Origin of the sequence: Roseitranquillus sediminis, from assembly GCF_016918935.1 — a bacterium.
GTDB classification, from domain to species: domain Bacteria; phylum Pseudomonadota; class Alphaproteobacteria; order Rhodobacterales; family Rhodobacteraceae; genus Roseitranquillus; species Roseitranquillus sediminis.
The window spans coordinates 153,710-172,692 of the sequence record NZ_JAFFOB010000014.1; the positions used below are offsets into that span (position 1 = coordinate 153,710).

An 18,983-nucleotide genomic window follows, 5' to 3' on the forward strand; every position below is an offset into this window, starting at 1 on the left:
GTTCCATGATCAGATTATACTGCCACGACCGGCCTGGTGCGCAAGAGGCCGCACCTTGACCGAGTGCGGCCCTTCGGCGAAACCGCGCGCATGGGCTTCAGCGACAGATTGGTCGACATCACGCAGCGCTTCGAGTTCATCGAGGCGCGCATGGCCGAGGGCTGCGGCGACCTCGCCGCACTCGGGCGCGAATATGCCGAGTTGCGTCCGGTCGTCGAGCAGGTTCAGGCGTGGCGCCGGATCACTGACGGCATCCGCGAGGCCGAGGTGATGCTGGGCGATGCCGAAATGCGCGACCTTGCGCAGGAGGAGCTGAGGTCGTTGCGGGCGCGGCTGCCGGAGGTCGAGGAGGCGCTGAAGCTCGCGATGCTGCCACGCGATGCCGCAGACGCGCGGCCTGCCATTCTCGAGATCAGGCCGGGGACGGGGGGTGAGGAGGCGGCCCTTTTCGCCGCCGACCTCCTGCGGATGTACCAGCGCCATGCCGAGGCGAAGGGCTGGCGGTTCCAGATCGTCGATCTGGCCGAGACGGAACTGGGCGGCGTGAAGGAGGTGCTGGCAAACGTCACCGGCGACGGCGTGTTCTCGCGGCTGAAATACGAGTCCGGCGTGCACCGCGTCCAGCGGGTGCCGACCACCGAGTCGGGCGGACGCATCCACACCTCGACCGCGACGGTCGCGGTGCTTCCGGAGGCCGAGGAGGTGGACGTACAGATCGACCCGGCGGACCTCAGGATCGACACGATGCGCGCATCGGGTGCCGGCGGACAGCATGTGAACACGACCGACAGCGCGGTGAGGATCACGCACGTCCCGACGGGAATCGTCGTGACATCGTCCGAGAAATCGCAGCACCAGAACCGGGCGATCGCGATGCAGGTGCTGAGGGCGCGGCTATTCGATGCCGAGCGGCGGCGCGCCGCCGAGGCGCGGGCGGCGGACCGCAAGGCGCAGGTCGGCAGCGGCGACCGGTCCGAGCGGATCCGGACGTACAACTTCCCGCAGGGACGGCTGACCGATCACCGAATCGGGCTGACGCTCTACCGGCTGGGCGAGATCATGCAGGGCGACATCGACGAGGTCATCGATGCGCTCGCGGCGGATGACCGTGCGCGACTGCTCGCTGAAAGCGGCCTGTGACGGTTAGCGAGGCGCTGGCGGCCGGCAGCCGCCGGCTGGCCGAGGCCGGCGTCGCCAACCCTGCACGAGACGCGCGACGGCTGCTTGCCCATGCGCTCGACGTGCCATCGGACCGGCTGACGCTGATGGCGCGCGAGGATGTCGGGCACGACGCGGCGGCGCGGTTCGAAGGTGCATTGGCCGCGCGGGTCCGCCGCCAGCCGGTGTCGCAGATCGTCGGCTGGCGCGACTTCTACGGGCGTCGGTTCCGCGTGACGCCCGACGTTCTGGACCCGCGCCCCGAGACCGAGCTGCTGGTCGATCTCGCCCTCCGCGAGCCGTTCCGTGACGTGCTGGACCTAGGGACGGGGAGCGGGTGCCTGCTGCTGACGCTGCTGGCGGAGCGGCCTGAGGCGCGGGGCATCGGGACAGACGTGTCTCGGGAGGCCCTCGCGGTGGCACGGGAGAATGCGGCCGCGCTGCGTCTTTCGCCGAAGTTGCGCCTGTCGAACTGGTTCGAACGGGTGGACGGCGTGTGGGACCTGATCGTGAGCAATCCGCCCTACATCGCAGACGACGAGCTTGCCGCGCTCGAGCCCGAAGTGAGGCAGTGGGAACCTTGGCTGGCGCTGACGCCAGGCGGCGACGGGCTCGACGCCTATCGCAGCATTGCCATCGGAGCAGTCTCGCGCCTTTGTCCGGGTGCGCGCCTGATCCTTGAGATCGGCACCACGCAGGCGGACGAGGTCGCGGCGCTGCTCGAGGAGCGCGGGCTGACGGAGATCGCGGTCCATGCGGATCTCGACGGACAGGACCGCGCGGTGACGGCGAGAAAGGGCGCTTGAGCGGGGATTTGCCGTGCCGGATCGCAGTTTTGCCTTGCTTCGGGGGCGATCGCGTGCATATTCGGAATGCGGTTGGTGGACGCCCGCTTGCGTCGCCACGACACTGCCCAGACATCGCGGATTGCGATCGCCCAGAGCGGCGGATGTGCACGCGAATGCCCAGACAAGGCTGAACCAGAGTTTACATGAGATCTTCCAAGTCACGATCGCGGTCGAAATCGAACCGCAGCCGTGCGGTCGGCAACATCGTCAACCGCGTGTTCGACTCCTCGGGCCCCGAGGGGAAGGTGCGCGGCACGCCGCAGCAGATCATCGACAAGTACAACCAGCTCGCGCGCGATGCCCAGCTGAGCAACGATCGCGTCGCGGCGGAGAACTTCCAGCAGCATGCCGAGCATTACATGCGGATGCTGAGCGAGGCGATGCGCGAGCAGGAGGCGCGGCGCGAGCAGCAAGAGGCGCAGAACCGCGACCGCCAGCAGGGTCGCAATGGCCGCGACGACGATCATCGGTCGGACGAAACCCGCAACGACGACGTCCGCCATGACGAGTCGCGCGGGGACGAACGGCAGCCGGCCGAGGCTCAGGCGCAAGGCGAGCGCCAGCATGACGAGCGCCAGACGGCATCGGATGACGTGATCGACGTGCCGAGCGAGGGCGACAGCGGTCTCGTCGAGACGCCCGAAAGCCGCCCAAGCAAGCCTCGGCGCCGCTCGCGCAAAACAGCGCAGTCGAAAGACGAAGGCGGTAACGCCGGGCCAGATCAGTCGCAGGATTCGCAGGAAGCGGCGGAGTAGGGCCTACGCGCCGCGCTCGGCCGCCAACGCGCGGGCGAGCGTGCAGAATGGCTCGAGCGGCACGTCTTCGGCGCGATCGGTCGGTGCGATGCCGCTTGCCCGCAGATGCCCTTCGATGTCCGGCGAAATTCCCCTGAGCGACGAGCGAAGCATCTTGCGCCGCTGTCCGAAGGCTGCGGCGGTCAGGCGCGAGAGCGTCGCCGCGTCGGCCGGAAATCGCGGCTCGTCGAGCCGCCGCAGATGTACCACCGAGGACCAGACCTTGGGCGCTGGCGTGAAGGCGTCGGGTGGCACCTCCATGACGATGCACGGCTCGCTCCGCCACTGGCTCAGGATCGCGAGTCTCCCGTACGCCTTGCTGCCCGGCTGCGCCACGATGCGCCGCGCGACCTCGCGCTGGAACATGAGCGTCAGGCTGGTCCAGAACGGCGGCCATTCGGGCGGGTCGAGCCAGCGCGTGAGGAGCTCCGTGCCGACGTTGTAGGGAAGGTTCGCCACGATCCGGACCGGCGCATTCAGGCGCGCGGCCAGATCGAGCGCGAGCGCGTCGCCCTCTACCACCTCCAGTCGGCCCCGATAGGCCGCGGCGATGTCAGCCAGCGCCGGCAGGCAGCGTGCGTCCTTCTCAACGGCGAGCACACGGCGTGCGCCTTCGGCTAGCAGTCCGCGCGTCAGGCCGCCCGGGCCCGGCCCGATCTCGAGCACGTCCGATCCAGCAAGGTCGCCGGCCTGTCGGGCGATCTTGGCGGTGAGGTTGAGGTCGAGGATGAAGTTCTGACCCAGCGACTTGCGCGCCCTGAGCTCGTGCGCCGCGATGACCTCGCGCAGCGGCGGCAGGTCGTCGATGGCGCTCATCGCGCGGCGCGGGCGCGGGCCATGCCGTCGGCCATGCGCAGCGCGGCGATGAGCGACGTCGCGTCCGCGCGTCCGGTCCCGGCGATGTCGAAAGCGGTCCCGTGGTCGGGCGAAGTACGGATGAAGGGCAGGCCGAGCGTGACGTTGACGCCGCCCGCGAAGTCCAGCGTCTTGATCGGGATCAGGGCCTGGTCGTGATACATTGCGACGGCGGCGTCGTAACGCTGTCGCGCCGCCTCGTGGAACATCGTGTCCGCCGAGAGCGGCCCGACAAGCGCCATCCCCTCGGCCTTCAGCGCCTCGACGACGGGGATCACGGTCTCGATCTCCTCCCGCCCCATCGCGCCGCCCTCGCCCGCGTGGGGGTTGAGGCCGGCGATCGCAATGCGCGGAACGTCCACCCCAAAGTCGCGCCTCAGGGCCGCATGGGTGATCTGAAGCGTATCGTAGAGTAGCTCCCGCGTCAGGGCCGCGGGCACCCCGGCGATCGGGATGTGGATTGTCGCGGGCACGACGCGGAGCAGATCGGATGCGAGCATCATCACCACGCGATCGACCTCGGCCAGCGCCGCGAGATACTCGGTGTGGCCGGGATGCGCGAAGCCGGCGCCGTCCATGAGCGCCTTCTTGTGGATCGGTCCGGTGCAGAGCGCCGATGCCTTCCCCGCCTGGACGAGTTCCACCGCCCGCGCGATGACCCGAACGACCGCGGGCGCGTTCGCTGGGTCAGGCCACGCGGGCAAGGCCCGAGCCGGAAAGTCGTGCGCCAGGACCGGCATCGCGGTCGCCGCGACATGAAGCGCGTCGGCCGGATCAACGATAACCTTGTGCGGCGCCTCCGCGGGCAGATGCGACGGATCGCCGATCCAGAAGAACGGGAGCTGCGGCCCGAGCGCGCGCCACGCCTTTACGGCGATCTCGGGGCCGACGCCGGCGGGCTCGCCGCAGGTCAGCGCGATGGGGGGCAGAGCCGAGACGGTCCTACTCCTCGCCGACGATGAAGGCCTCCGACCGCAGCTCGGCCAGCCAGATATCCGCCATCGCAGATAGCTGCTCGCTCCGCAGGCGGTTGACGAGGGCCACGTCGGTCGGAGCCTCGGCGCCCGCGGTGGCACGGTCGCAGAGCATCAGGAAGACCAGCGCATTGCCGCGGGTGAGGGTGGTCGACGCCTCGCCCGGATCGAGCCGGGCGAGCTCCAGCGCAACGTCCTGCGGGACCTCGGACAACGGCAGCTCGTCACGCTGGAGCTGGTTCTCCGGCACGCCTTGGGCCACGGCGTAGAGGTCGTCGCACGTGTCCACGCGGCCTCGCAGCCGCTGCGCCTCGGCCAACGCGCTCTCGGTGCGTCCGCCGGGGATGAAGAACTGCGCATAGTCGAGCGTGACGTTCTGCGGCGCCGGTGTCTCGGTCTCCTCGATCGCGCGCAGCTGGAACAGCGCAACCGCGTTCGGCAGGCGCAGCGGCGGCGTCACTTCGCCGGGCCTGAGCGTGAGCACCGCATTCGCGACCGGAGCCGGGATGTTCGCCACGTCCAGCCAGTCGACGCGGCCGCCGCGCTCGCGCGTCGGCGCGGCGGAATACTGCCGCGCGGCAGCGGCGAAGGCGTCGAGGCTGGTGATGCGCTGGATCTCCGCCGCACGGGCCTCGGCCTGCTGCCGCGCTTCGGGCGTGTTGGCCGGAAGCACGATCTCGGAGATGAGCACGCGCAGGCCCGCGTCTGGTTCAACCTGCTCGCGTGCCTTGGCGATGTCGTCGGGTCCGACCTGAACTTGAGGGCCGAAACGCGCGCGCACGGCTGCGCGCCAGGCGAGGCCGGCGCGGACGAAGTCGCGGAAGGTTTGCGAGTCGACGCCCGCGCGGCCGATCTCCTGCAGGAACTGCTCGGTGCTGAGGTTCGCGCGGCCTGCGAACTCGGCCATGCCCTCGGCTATCTCCTCTTCGGTCACCTCGATGCCGAGACTTCGCGCCGCGCCGAGCTGGAGGCGGTCGTTGATGAGCGCGTCGAGCGCCTCGTCGATCACGTTGCCCGGCGCACGCAGCGCCTCGAGCAGGCGGGTCCGCTGGTCCAGCTCCCAGCGGGTGATGACCTGATCATTCACCTGCGCCACCGGCTCGAAGGGCGATTGAGCCGCTGCGGCGGTCGGCAGGAGCAGGAGCGCGACGATCAGGGCGCGGATCGGGTGGGCGAGGCTCATTCTTTCCTTCCGGTCGGTCAGCCGGAGCAGGTCCGGCGATAGCTGGCGTCGCCTCCCTCGCCGAAGCCGACGAGCGAGACCTGGAGGCCGTATTCAGTGGTCGGGTCGACACTATCGGCGCCGTCGAAGCGGCGCGAGAGGGAAAGATCGACCTCTACGCATTCGCTCCGATAGGTCAGGCCGAAGCCGGCCGACGTCGCGCGCTCGGCCTCGAAGTCGTAGCGGCCGTCGAGAGCGCCCACCCAGTGCCGCGCGAGGCGCCAGGTGGCGTCGAAAGTCAGCTCGTGCACGTCGAACGGCCGGTTCTCGCTCGCCGCCTCATCGAGCCAGAGATAGGCGGTGGCGAACTCTGCGCGCCCGCCGTCATAGTCGAGACGGAGTTCGTTTCGGGCCGGCGAGAGGTCGTCGTCGAACAGCGCGCGGTTGGTGACCGTCAGTCGGTCGCCCAGCCCGACCTGTCCGCTGACCAGCCAGTCGGACCAGCGGCCGTCGAGTCCGCTGCCATCTACGAACTGGTCCTCGTCCGAGAGGCGCATCACCCGGCCGACGGTGGCGCCGAGGTGCCAGCCGGACGCGGCAAGATGCGTATAGGCGACGCCGAAGTTCAGACGCGCGCCCGTTTCGGTGCGGTCGCGGCCGGGGTAGCGATCGAGGCTGAGGAGATTGCCCTCGTCGAGCTCAACGAGGCGGCTGTCCTCGTTCGGCACGTCACCGCCGTCGACGTCGGCCCACGCCAGTTGGACCATCGGCTCGATCAGGTCCACCCCGCCGGCGCCGGAACGTACGAGCGGCCAGCGCAGTGTCGCGGCGACGGCCGGCGTGACGCGGGTAACGCTGTCGTCGAAGCGCGGGTCGCGGCTGATGTCGTAGCGGTCGGCGCGCAGTGCCGCCTCGGCTTCGAAATCGAGTCCGCCGGCAAGCACCGCATCCGTCCGCCAGCCGAGGGACGTGCCGAAGCGGGTGACGTCGCGCCCGTCTATCGGGTCGTCGCTCTCGCGGCCGAGTGCGGTCGCATCGAAGCGCAGCAGCACTTCGCCGAAGCGCGTCCCGATGCTTCGCTCGTATTCGGCCTGGCCGACATCGACGAGATAGCGGTCGCCGCCCTGGAGCAGGCCGCGGCGCAGGATCTCGTGGTGCACGACCGAGCCGGCGATCAGCTCGTCGCGCCTGACGCGGCTGATCTCGAAACCGCTCTCGAGCCGCGATGCGCTGCTGAAGCCGTAGTCGAGGAGATAGTCGTCGTCCGATGTCAGCTGCAGGCCGAACTGCAGCTCGAACCCGCGCGGCAGGTCGAACTCGCCGGCGCCGAAAAGGTGGGCGCGGGTCCCTTCGCCGCTGAAGCCGTCCTCCGCCACGGATCCGGTGAAGCTGATGTCGCCGCTGGCGAAGGCCTGCCGGTAGCGCAGCTCGAGAAGCCGCGCCTCGGTGGCGACGAAGGGGGCGAAGGTGAGGTCGGCGCTGCGGCCGAGCGGCACGAAGTAAGGAGCTCTTATGCCGCTTCCGTATTCGCTCGACTGCCGCAGTGAGGGCGTGAGGAAGCCGCGCGCGCGCTCGACAGTCGGGTCGGGCAGGCGCAGCCGCGGGATGTACATGACCGGCACGCCGGCCACGCGGAATTGCGCGCGGTCGAAATAGAGCTGCCGCTCCTCCTGGTCGTGCAGGATGCGGGCGGCGCGGATCTCCCACAGCGGGACGGCGCTGGTGCTGCAGACCCGGCAGCTCGACGCGACCGCCTGGGTAAGCTGGGTGTAGCGGCCGCCGACGCGCGCGATCTCGTCCGCCGCGAGCTGCAATTGCTGGTCGAGCACGAGCCGGGCGCTGGTCAGGATGCCGTCGCGCAGCCCGGGCTCGAGCGCCGCGGCGTCAGCCAGCAGAACTACGTCGCGCCCCGCCTCGGTCAGGGTGAGCGGACCCTGTATCGTCAGCCGCTCGGTCTCCCCGTCGAAGGTGATCCGCGATGCCTGCAGGCGGGTGTCGCCATAGAAGACCTCGACCGCGCCCTCGGCAATCAGCGTGCGATCGGCTTCGATCCGCAGGCGATCCGCGACCAGCGTCGCGGTCTGTGCCGCCGCGAACGTCGGCAGGATGAGGAGCAGGGCGAGGAGGACGCGGATCATCCGTCCTCCAGGTGCAGCAGCAGGCCGAGTGGCAGGAGAAGCGTCGCGACCGGTGGACCCCAAGCGGCGAGCATGATCGGGATCTGCCCATTCTCGCCGAGGACCTGCGCGAAGTTCCTGATGAAGTAGAGCGTGAATGCCATCAAGAGCGCCATCAGAGCCATGATCCCGGTGCGTCCGAACCGGGTATGGCGCAAGGTGAAGGCGGCCGCCACCACCACCATCGCCGAGAGGAGCAGCGGCGTCGCGAGTTCCATCTGCAGCCAGACCCGGTGTCGGCGCGCAGCGAAGCCCGCATTCTCCAGCTGGCGGATGAAGGACGGCAGGTCCCAGATCGGCACCGCCGAGGGCGTGCCGAAGCTGTCGCGGATCTGGTCCTCGGTCAGGTTGGAGGGCAGGCGCATCGCACCCTCGACGGTCGCCTCCGCTTCCGGGTTGGCGCCCTCGCCGAAGTTCCATCGCTTGGCGTTTGTCAGCTCCCAGGCGCCTTCGGTGAGGCGGGCGCGCTCCGCCTCGACGCGCCAGTCGGGAACGCCCCCCGGGCCGAAGCCCAGGAAGCTGACGTCGCCGAGCTCGGTGCCGTCGAGATTTGAGCGCGAGGCCCGGATGACGGTCTGTCCTTCCGCGCCGCCTTGGCGCAGCCACAGCCCCTCGCGACTGATCGAGAGGACTTCCGGGTCCTCCCCGCGGTAGGTCTCCGTCAGGGTCTCGTAGCGCTGGGTCGTCGCCGCCACGATCGGGTTCATCACGACGACCGCCACCGCGCCGAACAGGAGCGCCACGATCGCGGGCGCGGCCACGCTGCGGAGCGCCGACCGACCCGCCGCCCGCGTCACGACCAGCTCCGACGACCGCGCCAGCGACAGGAAGAGCGCCAGCGTCGAGAGGATCACCACGAGCGGCAGGATGCGGTAGAGCCCAGCCGGCGTGTTCAGCAGCGTGAGCGACAGGATCTCGACGAACATCACCTGGTCGCCATCGAACCGCCTGATGTGCTCGACGAGGTCGATCAGCGTCAGCACTGCCGCGAACGCCGTGAGCACACCGAGGAACGTGAAGAGGAAGCGGCGCGCGAAGTAGAAGTGCAGCGTCATGCGGTGGCCGCCCTCCGCGTGACCAGGGGGCGCAGAGGCCGCCCGGCGATCCAGAGTACGGCGGCCGCGAGGGTAAGGCCCGCGGCGCTGCCGCCGTAGACCAGAGGCCAGAGCGCAGGGTCGGAGAGCGCGAGGTCGACGAGCGCGGTATCCGCCGTCTTGACCAGGATCACCAGGACCACCGCGGCGAGCACCTGCCGCCAGATCCCGAAGCGGCTGAAACCGCCGACGAGCAGCACCGCGAAGCCGAGGAGCGCCGCGACGACGGTGAGGGTCGCCTGGCTGATGCGCTCGTGCCCCTCGACCAGCATCCGCGAGAGCGAGCGCCCGACCTCGTCCATCACCGCCTGCGAGGGCCAGAGCAGCTCAGGCGTCGAGAGTTCACCTATGCGCCGGCTGCCGTCGGACGACGCGGCCATGAGGGCGCTGAGCGCGTAGGTCGCCTCTTCGAAGCGGGTGACCGAGAGCGTGCGGCCGGACACGTCAAGCGTCTGGATCATCCCGTCGAACATCAAGAGGTACGGTTCGCCGCCAGAACGGATCAGGCGCGCCGAGCTCGCGCTGTAGGTCTGGTGCCGGTCCGAGTCGGACGTGTCCGAGAGGAACGCGTCCCTCAGCTCGCCGCCGGCGGCCACATCGCGGACGAAGAGCGTCACGCCCTCGGTCGGGTGGTGGAACTGACCGTCGCGCAGGAAGCGCGCCGTGACGTCGGCCGAGATCTCGTCCCGCCGTTCCTCCAGCACCGTCAGCGAGCGCGGCACCACGACATTCACCAGCGCCGCCACCATCGCCGCGACGATGAGACCGAAGATCAGCACCGGCCGCGCCATACGGAACGGGCTGTAGCCGGTCGCCTGCATCACCGTCAGTTCGCTCTCCGACGCCAGCCGGTTCGTTACGTAGACCGCTGCCGCGAACGCCGACATCGGCAGGACGAGGCGGATGACATTCGGCAGGCTGAGCATCGTGAACTCGAGGAACACCCACGCCGTCTGACCGTCCGAGATAAGCTGGTCGAAGAGGAGCACGGCACGGTTGACCCAGTAGACCAGCACCATCACCAGCGAGAAAAAGCCGAAGACGACCATCAGCTGCGACAGCATGTACCGGTCGAACTTCGACATCCTCGGGCCCTTAGGGATCGGTCGTGGCCGGGACCCTAGCCGATCGGGTCGGGCGGGAAAACTGCGTTCTGGCCAATGGTGCGAGGCCGTCCTAGACAGACGCCGACGCGACACAGAAGGAGACTCCGCATGACCGTGCCCGCCCGCATCGACTACGCCGAAACCGACCTCGACGCGCTCGCCGGGTGGGAGGGCCGCGTCGTTGTCCTGGTGGGCGAGGGCGGAAAGCTGGATCCCGCGGGGCGGCGAGTCAACCGCCTGACGCGCGGTGCGCTGGAGCGCCTGCTGGCGAGCGAGGCCTGGGGCAAGGCCAAGCCGGGCGATGTGCAGACCCTGTCCTGGCCGGGCGGCATGGCGGCCGAGGCGGTGCATGTCGCGCGGCTCGAGGCAAAGGGCAGCGCAGAGGCCGCCCGCAAGGCCGGGGCCGCCGTCGGCAAGGCCGCCGCAGGCAAGGCGGTGCTCGTCCTGGCGGGCTCGGCGCGCCACGCCCACGAGATCGCGCTGGGGGTCGCCCTGCGCGCCTACAGCTTCACCGACCACAAGACCGGCGACGAGGCGCCGCGCGAGACGGCGGTGACGGTCATGGCGAGCAGGCCGGACGAGGTGCGCGAGGCAGGCCGCGACATCGATGCGGTGGCGCAGGGCGTGTTCTTCGCCCGCGACCTGGTGACCGAGCCCGCCAACGTGCTGACCACCACCGAGTTCGCGACGCGCCTCGAGGCGCTGCGCGAGACGGGTCTCGAGGTAGAGGTGCTGGACGAGCCGCAGCTCGAGGAGCTCGGCATGCGGACGCTGCTCGCCGTCGGGCAGGGCAGCGAGAGCCCGTCGAAGGTGGTCGTAATGCGCTGGAACGGCGGCGGCGAGGCGGCGCCGCTCGCGCTCGTCGGCAAGGGCGTCGTGTTCGATACCGGCGGCATCTCGATCAAGCCGGCGCAGGGCATGGAAGAGATGACCATGGACATGGGCGGCGCCGGGACCGTGGCCGGCGTCATGAAGACCCTTGCGCTCAGGAAGGCGAAGGCGAACGTCGTAGGACTCGTCGGCCTCGTCGAGAACATGCCGGACGGCAGGGCGCAGCGTCCCGGCGACGTGGTGCGCTCGATGAAGGGCGATACGATTGAGGTCATCAACACCGATGCCGAAGGCCGCCTCGTCCTGGCCGACGTGCTTTGGTACGCGCAGGAGCGCTTCAAGCCGGCTGGGATGATCGATCTCGCCACGTTGACGGGTGCGGTCATCATCGGCCTCGGTCACGAAAACGCGGGCGTCTTCTCGAACGACGACGGGCTCTGCGACGCGCTGCTGGCGGCGGCGAAGGGCGAGGGCGAGGGCGCGTGGCGCCTGCCGCTGGGCGAGGGTTACGACAAGGCGCTGAAGTCCAACGTGGCCGACATGAAGAACGTGGGTGGACGACCGGCCGGCTCGATCACCGCGGCGCAGTTCCTCAAGCGCTTCGTCAAGGACGAGACGCCCTGGTGCCACATCGACATCGCCGGCACAGCGAGTCTGTCGTCCGACGGCCCGTTCAGCCCCAAGGGCGCGACCGGCTGGGGCGTGATGACCCTCGACCGGCTGGTGCGCGACCGGTTCGGAGGCTGATGGGCGCCGCCTTCTTCTATCACCTGACGCGCTCACCCCTAGAGGCGACGCTGCCCGCGCTGATCGAAAAGGCGCGGGGTCAGGGGTGGCGCGTCGTCGTCAGGGGGCGGACGGATGCGGTGGTGGAGCGGCTGGACCGCATGCTCTGGGAGAATCCGGCGGACAGCTTTCTACCGCACGGGCTGGCGGGCGGTCCGTACGACGACGACCAGCCGGTGCTTCTGACCGTCGGCGGGGGCTTGGCGAACCGTGCCGCCTGCCTGATGACGATCGAAGGGGCCGACGTTTCGCCCGACGAGGTGGAGACGCTGGAGAGGACGTGCATCCTCTTCGACGGCGCGGACGAGGCGGCGGTAGAGACGGCGCGGGCACAGTGGCGATCCCTGACGACCGCGGGCCTCGCGGCGGAGTACTGGGCGCAGGGTGAAGCAGGGTGGCGGCGGCAGTCGAGGGTCGACCCTAGGGAGCGTCAAGTGGCGCCGGGCGTGACCGGGGAGAGGTGACGCTTCGCTGCGGTCCTGTATACTCGCGCAGGGGCGTGCCGGCCGGTCCGGCTGACAGTGTCCTGGGAGCCGAGCGGATGGATGTCGACCAGAATTCCTTGGAACTGATCGAGCGCCGGCTGTCCGAACGGGTCGAGGGGCAGGTGCGCGACCGGCTCTTTCGCTTCTACCGCGTGGCGTGGGCAGTCGCCCTCGCCGTGCTCGGCTTCTTCGGCTACAACGTGATCGCGGGCCTCAACGATCTCGCCGAAGAGATCGCGCGGGACGAGGTCGGACCGGCAATCGAAGCAGCAAACCGCGCCGCGTCGGATGCCGAGCGGCAGCTATCCGAACTGGTCGCGCGCATGACGGCCGCCGAAGAGTTCCAGCGCCAGAGACAGCAGCTTCTCGTATCCACGGAGCACCGGCTTGCGCAGGACCAGAGCCGGGTCGAGGCCGTCGCGCAGGCGACAGATGAGCGACTCGAAGGCATCACGCAATCGCTAAGCGAAGCGGAGGCGCAGCTCGAGGCGCTCGGGGTGCGGATCCAGCAGGAAGTGGCCGGCGCCGGCAGCGTCGACGTGCTTGCCGCCGACCTGCAGCGCGTCGCGAACTGGATGGACCAGATCAGCGCCAGCGTCCGTGACCTGCAAGACCGCGTGGGCGGCTCGGAGCCAAACGACCTCGCGCTCTACTCCTATGAGGATATCGAGCTGAGCTCCACGCAAGACAGCCCGTCGCCTGCCGAGCGTGAAGCGCCTGCCGGCGCGTCCGGCACGGTCTACCTCCAGTTTGCGGGCGTCGAGCGGGGCGTGGCGGAGCAAATCTTGGCTGCGCTCGGCGAGATCGGGTACACGATGCCGGGCGCGGAGCGGACGTCCGTCGCAGCCGGGATGCACGAGGTCCGCTACTTCTTCGACTCGGACGCCGACCGAGCCGCGCGGCTGGTCTCGGACGTGAACCGCATCCTCGCCGACGCCGGCTATCGAGACGAGGTCAGTCTGGAGGACTTCACCGGCTACTACGGCGGCAAGCCGCGCGAGGGCACGCTGGAACTCTGGCTCGAACCGACCAGGGGGTCGGGCTAGCGCTCCAGGACCAGACGGTCGCCGGTGATCTCGATGCGGGCGAAGCGCTGGAGGTAGGCCATGCCGAGCAGCGACAAGTCCATCTCGCCCGCGTTCACCTGCGCCCGCACGTCGTGGTCAGCCAGCGGCCCCAGCGTCAGCTCGTCGAGCCGCACGGGGGCGGTGGCGACCGTGCCGTTGGCCGTGCCCGCGCGTCCGGTAAACATCAGGCGGTCGGCGTCGATCCCCGCGCGTTCGGCGTCATGGCGGCTGAGCACGATGTCGGTCGCGCCGGTGTCGACCATGAAGTTCACGGGTGTCCCATTCACGCCAAGCGTCAGGTAGTAGTGCCCGTCATAGGCGCGCGCCACCTCGATGGCGCCGCTCTGGGTGACCGTCGCCTGGCTCGGCAGGTCGCGGCGGATGTCAGTCCAGAGGCTGGCGCCGACAATGGCGAGCGTGAAGATCACCGCCCAGCTCGATGCGTGGCGGAGGAGCTGCCGAAGGTTGGTTCGACGGGTCGCCAGCCAGCCGCCGACGAGGATCAGCAGCAGGACCAGATAGGCGACGTGGCCGACATCGTATCCGCTCATGGCCTTCCATATGCGACCTCGACCGCGCCCGCAAAAGGTGCGGCGAAGCCGAAATCGGCCAGTCCGTCCAGGATGAATTGCACCGCGAGCGCGGCGAGGAGCATTCCCAGCAGGCGCGTCACGACCTCGATGCCTGTCGCGCCGAGCAGACGCTCGATCAGCCCAGCGGCCATGAACATGGCGAAGACCAGCGCGATGACGGCCAGCATCACCAGCTGGGGCATCAGGCGGTCGACGAGCGACGGGTCTTCGGCGGCCCCGCTCAGCAGGATCATCGCCGCGATGGCGCCCGGCCCGGCGATGAGCGGCGTGGCCAGCGGAAAGACGGACGGGTCGTCCGCGTTGCGCTCGCCCTCCGCCTGGCCTTCCCGCCGCTTGCTGCGCCGCTCGAAGAGCATGTCGAGGGCCGTCAGGAACAGGAGCGCGCCGCCGGCGATGCGGAAGGCGGGCATCGAGATGCCGACGAACTGCAGGAGGTCGGCCCCGAGGAAACCGAAGAGCACCAGCACGAAGGCCGCGATCCCGCAGCTCCTCAACGCGATCTCGCGCCGCTCGGCCGCCGTGCGACCCACCGTCAGCGCGACGTAGAGCGGGGCCAATCCGATAGGATCGATGACGAGGAAGAGGGTGGCGAACGCCGAGAGAAGCTCGGGCGTGGTCATGGCGCGACCGATAGCGCCCGCGGCCGCCCGGCCGTCACGCCGCCCCGGCCTCCTCCAGCCGCTCGACCGCCGCGACCCAGAGCGCCTCGGCTCGGTCGAGCGCCTGCATTACTTCGGCGTACTTCTTTTGCCAGACCTCGGCCTGCGACAGCCGCTCGGCCTCGTAGACAGCCGGATCGGCGAGTCGCGAGGCCAGCGTGTCGCGCATCTGCTCGAGCTTTGCGACACGCTGCTCGGCCGTCCGCGCCTCCTGCCTGAGGGAGGCGATGGCGTCGCGCGACGGCCGCTTGGGTTTTTCCGGCGCAGGCTTGCGCGACGGCGGCTCGCGGTCGGCGAGCAGATGCTCGCGATACGCGTCTAGGTCGCGCACCCACGGATGCACCTCGCCACCGCTGACCAGCCAGAGGGTGTCGGCGACGTGGGAGAGGAGGTGCATGTCGTGGCTGACGAGGATCACGGCGCCGGAATAGGCAGTCAGCGCCTCGACCAGCGCCTCGCGGCTCTCGATGTCGAGGTGGTTCGTCGGCTCGTCGAGGATCAGCAGGTGCGGCGCATCGATGGTGGCGATCAGCAGTGACAGCCGCGCCTTCTGGCCGCCCGACAGTCGCCCCACCACCACGTCCGCCTGGTCGGCGGTCAGGCCGAAGCCCGCGAGCCGCGCGCGCAGCCGCGCCGGCGCCTCCTCGGGCCTCAGGCGGCGCAGGTGGTCGAGCGGCGTTTCGTCCGCGTGCAGCTCGTCGAGCTGGTGCTGTGCGAAGTAGCCGATGCGCAGCTTGCGCGAGCGGACGATGCCGCCGTCCATCGGATCGAGCTTCTCCGCGATCAGCTTCGACAGCGTGGACTTGCCCTCGCCGTTGCGGCCGAGCAGCGCGATCCGATCGTCCTGGTCAATCCGGAGGTCGAGCCCGCGCAGCACCGCCCGACCGTCATATCCGACGCTCGCGCCCCGCAGGTTGACGATGGGGGGCGACAGCTCCTCGGGCTCGGGGAAGCTGAAGCGGTGGAGCGCGGCCTCCTGCGGCGTCGTGATCGGCTTCATCCGCGCGATCATTTTGAGGCGGGACTGCGCCTGCACGGCCTTCGATGCCTTGGCGCGAAATCGGTCGACGAAGCTCTGCAAGTGCGCCCGCCGCGCCTCCTGCTTGCGGGCCTCGGCCTCGGCCACCGCGATGCGCGCGGCGCGAGTTTCGGCAAAGGTGTCGTAGGGGCCCTGGTAAAGCGTCAGCTTGCGATCCTCGAGGTGCAGGATCGAACTAACCGCGCGGTTCAGCAGACCGCGATCGTGGCTGATCACGAGGACGGTGTGTGGATAGCGCGCCAAATAGCTTTCGAGCCAAAGTGCACCCTCGAGATCGAGGTAGTTTGTGGGCTCGTCGAGCAGCAGCAGGTCGGGGGCCGAGAACAGAACGCCCGCCAGCGCCACTCGCATCCTCCAGCCGCCGGAGAAGGCCGAGCAGGGCATCGCCTGCTCCGCCTCCGAGAAGCCCAGGCCTTTGAGGATCGACGCGGCGCGCCCCTCGGCGGACCATGCGTCGATGTCGGCGAGCCGCGTCTGCACCTCGGCGATCCGGTTCGGGTCCGCTGTCCGCTCCGCCTCGGCCATCAGCTCTCGCCGCTCGGCATCGGCCGCGAGCACGGTGTCGAGGAGCGAAGTCTCGGACGACGGCACCTCCTGCGCCACTCCGCCGATGCGCGCGCCCTTCGGCACGCCTATCGAGCCGCCGTCGAGGGTGAGCTCTCCGCGGATCAAGCGGAAGAGCGTGGTCTTGCCGGTGCCGTTGCGGCCAACGACGCCCACCTTGTGCCCTGACGGTATGGCCGCGGACGCACCCTCGAACAGAGGACGTCCGGCGATGGAGAAGCTGATGTCGTCGATGCGGAGCATGAGCGCGATGTGTCCCAGCCGCGCGTGCGTGTCAATTCCGCCGCGCGGTGCGACGGCTTTCCTCCGCAAGGACCCCATGCTAGGGGATCGCCGACCCGCGAGCGCGACGCTCCACCATCACGAGACGAGGCCCTGCAATGGCGACCGAACGCACCCTGTCCATCATCAAGCCCGATGCGACCAAGCGCAATCTGACCGGCAAGATCAACGCCAAGTTCGAGGAGGCGGGCCTGCGCATCGTTGCCCAGAAGCGCGTCCTCCTCACCAAGGCGCAGGCGGGCGAGTTCTACAAGGTCCACGCCGAGCGTCCCTTCTACGACGAACTGACCGAGTTCATGGCCTCCGGTCCGGTCGTCGTGCAGGTGCTCGAAGGCGAGGGCGCGATCGCGAAGAATCGTGAGGTCATGGGCGCGACCAACCCCGCCGACGCGGCCGCCGGCACCGTCCGAGCGGAGTTCGCCGAGTCCGTCGGCGAGAATTCAGTCCACGGCTCGGACGCGCCCGAGACTGCGGCGGACGAGATTGCGTTCTTCTTTTCCGCGCTCGAGATCGTCGGCTGAAACTCTACTGCGCGGTGGCCGGTGGGCCGCCGCGCTACTTCTTCGCGATAACCCAGACCGCGTGCACGATGCCGGGGATGTAGCCCAGCAGCGTCAGTACGATGTTTATCCAGAAATGCTTGCCGAGCCCGACCTGGAGGAACACCCCCAGCGGCGGCAGCAGTATCGCGACGATGATGCGGATCAGGTCCACCCGTGTCTCCTCTTCCCACTCTGGCCAAGTGCGCGAGGCTCGCGGCAGTTCCGCGGAGCGCGTCAGATGTCGGCCCAGTCGCGATAGCGAAACGGAGCCGGCGGCTTGGTGGGTGCCGGAGGCACACGCTCCGGCGAGGTTTGAATCGGCGGTGTCTGCGAGTTCATCGCGGTCGTCCTTCAGAACAGCGTGAGTTCCCCGGAATCGGCATCGGCCACCGGCTGGCTGGCGAGTCGGGAGGCCACTGACTTCATGCGCGCGTGGCGCTCCAGTCCCTGCAGGTTGCGGTCCCGCAGGTTGCCGTCGGCGACACCTCTCAGGATGGCGCCGAGGTCGCACAGGGTCTGATGCAGGCGGTCGACCTCCTGGAGATCGACAGCCGCGCCGCGAGTCACAACCCCGCTGCGCGTCAGGTCCCCGATCCTCTCCCCGATCTGGTGGGTGGTACTTGCAAGCCGGGCGAGCTCGTCCGCGATGGCGGCGATGAGGTCCCGGAGAGCATCATCTTCCGCCTGCGTCACAGCCGGCCCACGATCGCCTCGATCGCCGAGCGGAGACCGGCGGCCTCGAATGGCTTCTTGACGAAGTTGTTCATCCCGAGCTTGCGCCCGGTGTCGATGATTTCGCGGTCTGCCCGCCCGGTGATGAGCAGGAAGCCGACTCGGGCGGTTTTCGCGCCGCTGCGCAGCGCGTGGAGCAGCTGCAGACCGTTCATGCCTGGCATGTTGAAATCCGAGATGACGAGGTGCACCGGCGACTTCTCGAGGGTCTTGAGCGCGGACGGCCCATCCGCCGCGGTCACGACGTTGCGGATTCCCATGGAGTCGAGGGCCTGGGTGATGAGGCCCCGGCTCGTCGACATGTCGTCGACGACCATGATGCGCAGTTGATCCCGAAGCGCCATCTTGTTTTCCTTCTTGCTCGATTAGCGGCGGTTGGAGGGTTGGTGGCCGGGTGCATCCAGCCCGTAGGCGGTCACGCCGAGGCCTCGGAGGCCGAGCTTCTCCGGCTCCGGGATACGTTCGGAATGGCCGACAAAGATCGTTCCGCCCGGTGCGAGCGCCTCGCGAAAGCGGGGCCACAGCTTTCGCTGCGTCTCCTCGTGGAAATAGATCACCACGTTGCGGCAGAAGATCACGTCGAAGCGCCCGCGCATCGGCCAGTCCGCCAGCAAGTTCAGCTCCCGGACGACGACGAGCTCTCTCAAGGCGGGCCGGGCGCGGAACATGTCGCCGACGCGCTCGAAGAAGCGCTCACGGTCGGCGGGTTTTACGCCCTTCATCGCGTCACCGCCGTAGGTCGCCTCGCGCGCGGCCTTGAGGATCACGGGGTCGATGTCGCTCGCCAGGATTCGAATGTCGCGCCGGCCCGCCGACGGGTCGAGGCGCAGGATCTCCATGGCGATCGAGCAGGGCTCCTGTCCGCTGGAGCAGCCGGCCGACCAGATCCGCACGCGCCCGCCGCTGGCCGCGCGCGCCAGCAGCGAGGGCAGGATCTCGTTCCTCAGCATCTCGAAATGGTGAATTTCGCGAAAGAAATGCGAGACGTTGGTCGTCAACACAGAGATCATCTGGCGACGCTCGCTCGCACCGTCTTCCCGCTCGACAAGGTCGACATACGCGTCGAAGTCGGTGAGGGCGATCGCGCGCATCCGGCGTGAGACGCGCGACTGCACCATGGCGAGCTTGGTCGGTGGGATCATCAGCCCCGCTTCGCGCGCCGCCAGCGCCGCGATGCGGTCGAACGTCGCCCGCGCCAGTGCTGTCTGGCGCATCTCAGGTGCCGCCTGCATCAG

Annotated in this window: 20 protein-coding genes; 7 read left to right on the forward strand and 13 right to left on the reverse strand. The window is 69.2% G+C overall.

The annotated features are described in order from the left end of the window. Positions 1-90: 90 nt before the first annotated feature. From prfA to JM664_RS07570, 3 genes are all read left to right on the forward strand, one after another. Positions 91-1,140 carry a peptide chain release factor 1 gene (prfA, locus tag JM664_RS07560; protein ID WP_227419311.1) on the forward strand — a complete coding sequence of 350 codons (1,050 nt, stop codon included), beginning with the start codon at positions 91-93 and terminating at the stop codon, positions 1,138-1,140. Beyond that, positions 1,137-1,964, forward strand: coding sequence for a peptide chain release factor N(5)-glutamine methyltransferase (gene prmC, locus JM664_RS07565; protein ID WP_227419312.1), 828 nt, complete (start codon positions 1,137-1,139; stop codon positions 1,962-1,964). The genes prfA and prmC overlap by 4 nt, the downstream gene beginning before the upstream one ends. Before the next feature lie 185 nt (positions 1,965-2,149). Continuing rightward, positions 2,150-2,761 carry a DUF4167 domain-containing protein gene (locus JM664_RS07570; protein WP_227419313.1) on the forward strand — a complete coding sequence of 204 codons (612 nt, stop codon included), beginning with the start codon at positions 2,150-2,152 and terminating at the stop codon, positions 2,759-2,761. A 3-nt stretch (positions 2,762-2,764) separates the two neighbouring features. Here the strand turns inward: JM664_RS07570 and rsmA are convergent, their stop codons facing one another. From rsmA to lptF, 6 genes are read right to left on the reverse strand one after another with little or no spacing between them, the layout of a single operon-like run. Next, positions 2,765-3,616: a 16S rRNA (adenine(1518)-N(6)/adenine(1519)-N(6))-dimethyltransferase RsmA gene (gene rsmA, locus JM664_RS07575; RefSeq protein WP_227419314.1), complete on the reverse strand. Its 852-nt coding sequence runs from the start codon at positions 3,614-3,616 to the stop codon at positions 2,765-2,767. Continuing rightward, positions 3,613-4,584, reverse strand: a complete 972-nt coding sequence (pdxA, locus tag JM664_RS07580; RefSeq protein ID WP_227419414.1) for a 4-hydroxythreonine-4-phosphate dehydrogenase PdxA — start codon at positions 4,582-4,584, stop codon at positions 3,613-3,615. Before pdxA ends, rsmA begins: the two co-directional genes overlap by 4 nt. A 13-nt stretch (positions 4,585-4,597) precedes the next feature. Further along, positions 4,598-5,812 carry a peptidylprolyl isomerase gene (locus JM664_RS07585; protein ID WP_227419315.1) on the reverse strand — a complete coding sequence of 405 codons (1,215 nt, stop codon included), beginning with the start codon at positions 5,810-5,812 and terminating at the stop codon, positions 4,598-4,600. A gap of 17 nt (positions 5,813-5,829) precedes the next feature. Beyond that, complete coding sequence (locus JM664_RS07590) at positions 5,830-7,929, reverse strand: LPS-assembly protein LptD (protein ID WP_227419316.1); 2,100 nt, start codon at positions 7,927-7,929, stop codon at positions 5,830-5,832. Next, positions 7,926-9,023, reverse strand: coding sequence for an LPS export ABC transporter permease LptG (lptG, locus tag JM664_RS07595; RefSeq protein WP_227419317.1), 1,098 nt, complete (start codon positions 9,021-9,023; stop codon positions 7,926-7,928). Before lptG ends, JM664_RS07590 begins: the two co-directional genes overlap by 4 nt. After that, on the reverse strand, positions 9,020-10,147 hold the full coding sequence (lptF, locus tag JM664_RS07600) for an LPS export ABC transporter permease LptF (RefSeq protein WP_227419318.1): 1,128 nt from the start codon (positions 10,145-10,147) through the stop codon (positions 9,020-9,022). The genes lptG and lptF overlap by 4 nt, the downstream gene beginning before the upstream one ends. 129 nt (positions 10,148-10,276) lie before the next feature. On the opposite strand from lptF, the gene JM664_RS07605 reads away from it, so the two are divergent. The 3 genes from JM664_RS07605 (at position 10,277) to JM664_RS07615 (ending at position 13,316) form a co-directional block, all read left to right on the forward strand. Further along, positions 10,277-11,746, forward strand: a complete 1,470-nt coding sequence (locus JM664_RS07605; RefSeq protein WP_227419319.1) for a leucyl aminopeptidase — start codon at positions 10,277-10,279, stop codon at positions 11,744-11,746. Then, on the forward strand, positions 11,746-12,249 hold the full coding sequence (locus tag JM664_RS07610; protein ID WP_227419320.1) for a DNA polymerase III subunit chi: 504 nt from the start codon (positions 11,746-11,748) through the stop codon (positions 12,247-12,249). Before JM664_RS07605 ends, JM664_RS07610 begins: the two co-directional genes overlap by 1 nt. 77 nt (positions 12,250-12,326) lie before the next feature. Continuing rightward, the gene (locus tag JM664_RS07615; RefSeq protein WP_227419321.1) at positions 12,327-13,316 is read left to right on the forward strand and encodes a hypothetical protein; all 990 of its coding nucleotides are present in this window, start codon (positions 12,327-12,329) and stop codon (positions 13,314-13,316) included. Here the strand turns inward: JM664_RS07615 and JM664_RS07620 are convergent. Genes JM664_RS07620 through JM664_RS07630 form a run of 3 tightly spaced genes read right to left on the reverse strand, consistent with a single transcriptional unit; the run spans position 13,313 to position 16,435 of the window. Next, positions 13,313-13,888 (reverse strand): retropepsin-like aspartic protease family protein, encoded by a 576-nt coding sequence (locus JM664_RS07620; RefSeq protein ID WP_227419322.1) that lies wholly within the window; start codon positions 13,886-13,888, stop codon positions 13,313-13,315. The genes JM664_RS07615 and JM664_RS07620 overlap by 4 nt on opposite strands. Beyond that, positions 13,885-14,550: a MarC family protein gene (locus JM664_RS07625; RefSeq protein WP_227419323.1), complete on the reverse strand. Its 666-nt coding sequence runs from the start codon at positions 14,548-14,550 to the stop codon at positions 13,885-13,887. The genes JM664_RS07620 and JM664_RS07625 overlap by 4 nt, the downstream gene beginning before the upstream one ends. Before the next feature lie 34 nt (positions 14,551-14,584). Beyond that, positions 14,585-16,435 (reverse strand): ABC-F family ATP-binding cassette domain-containing protein, encoded by a 1,851-nt coding sequence (locus tag JM664_RS07630; RefSeq protein ID WP_227419324.1) that lies wholly within the window; start codon positions 16,433-16,435, stop codon positions 14,585-14,587. A gap of 137 nt (positions 16,436-16,572) precedes the next feature. Here JM664_RS07630 and ndk point away from each other — a divergent pair, with 137 nt between their 5' ends. Further along, positions 16,573-16,995, forward strand: a complete 423-nt coding sequence (gene ndk / locus JM664_RS07635; RefSeq protein WP_227419325.1) for a nucleoside-diphosphate kinase — start codon at positions 16,573-16,575, stop codon at positions 16,993-16,995. Positions 16,996-17,029: 34 nt separating this feature from the next. Here the strand turns inward: ndk and JM664_RS07640 are convergent, their stop codons facing one another. The 4 genes from JM664_RS07640 to JM664_RS07655 form a co-directional block, all read right to left on the reverse strand. Further along, positions 17,030-17,188, reverse strand: coding sequence for a YqaE/Pmp3 family membrane protein (locus tag JM664_RS07640; RefSeq protein WP_227419326.1), 159 nt, complete (start codon positions 17,186-17,188; stop codon positions 17,030-17,032). A gap of 179 nt (positions 17,189-17,367) precedes the next feature. Further along, positions 17,368-17,709 carry a hypothetical protein gene (locus JM664_RS07645; protein ID WP_227419327.1) on the reverse strand — a complete coding sequence of 114 codons (342 nt, stop codon included), beginning with the start codon at positions 17,707-17,709 and terminating at the stop codon, positions 17,368-17,370. Continuing rightward, a complete protein-coding gene (locus JM664_RS07650) occupies positions 17,706-18,092 on the reverse strand; it encodes a response regulator (protein ID WP_227419328.1) in 387 nt (128 codons plus the stop codon). Before JM664_RS07650 ends, JM664_RS07645 begins: the two co-directional genes overlap by 4 nt. Positions 18,093-18,113: 21 nt before the next feature. Further along, on the reverse strand, positions 18,114-18,980 hold the full coding sequence (locus JM664_RS07655; RefSeq protein ID WP_227419329.1) for a CheR family methyltransferase: 867 nt from the start codon (positions 18,978-18,980) through the stop codon (positions 18,114-18,116). Positions 18,981-18,983 lie beyond the last annotated feature (3 nt).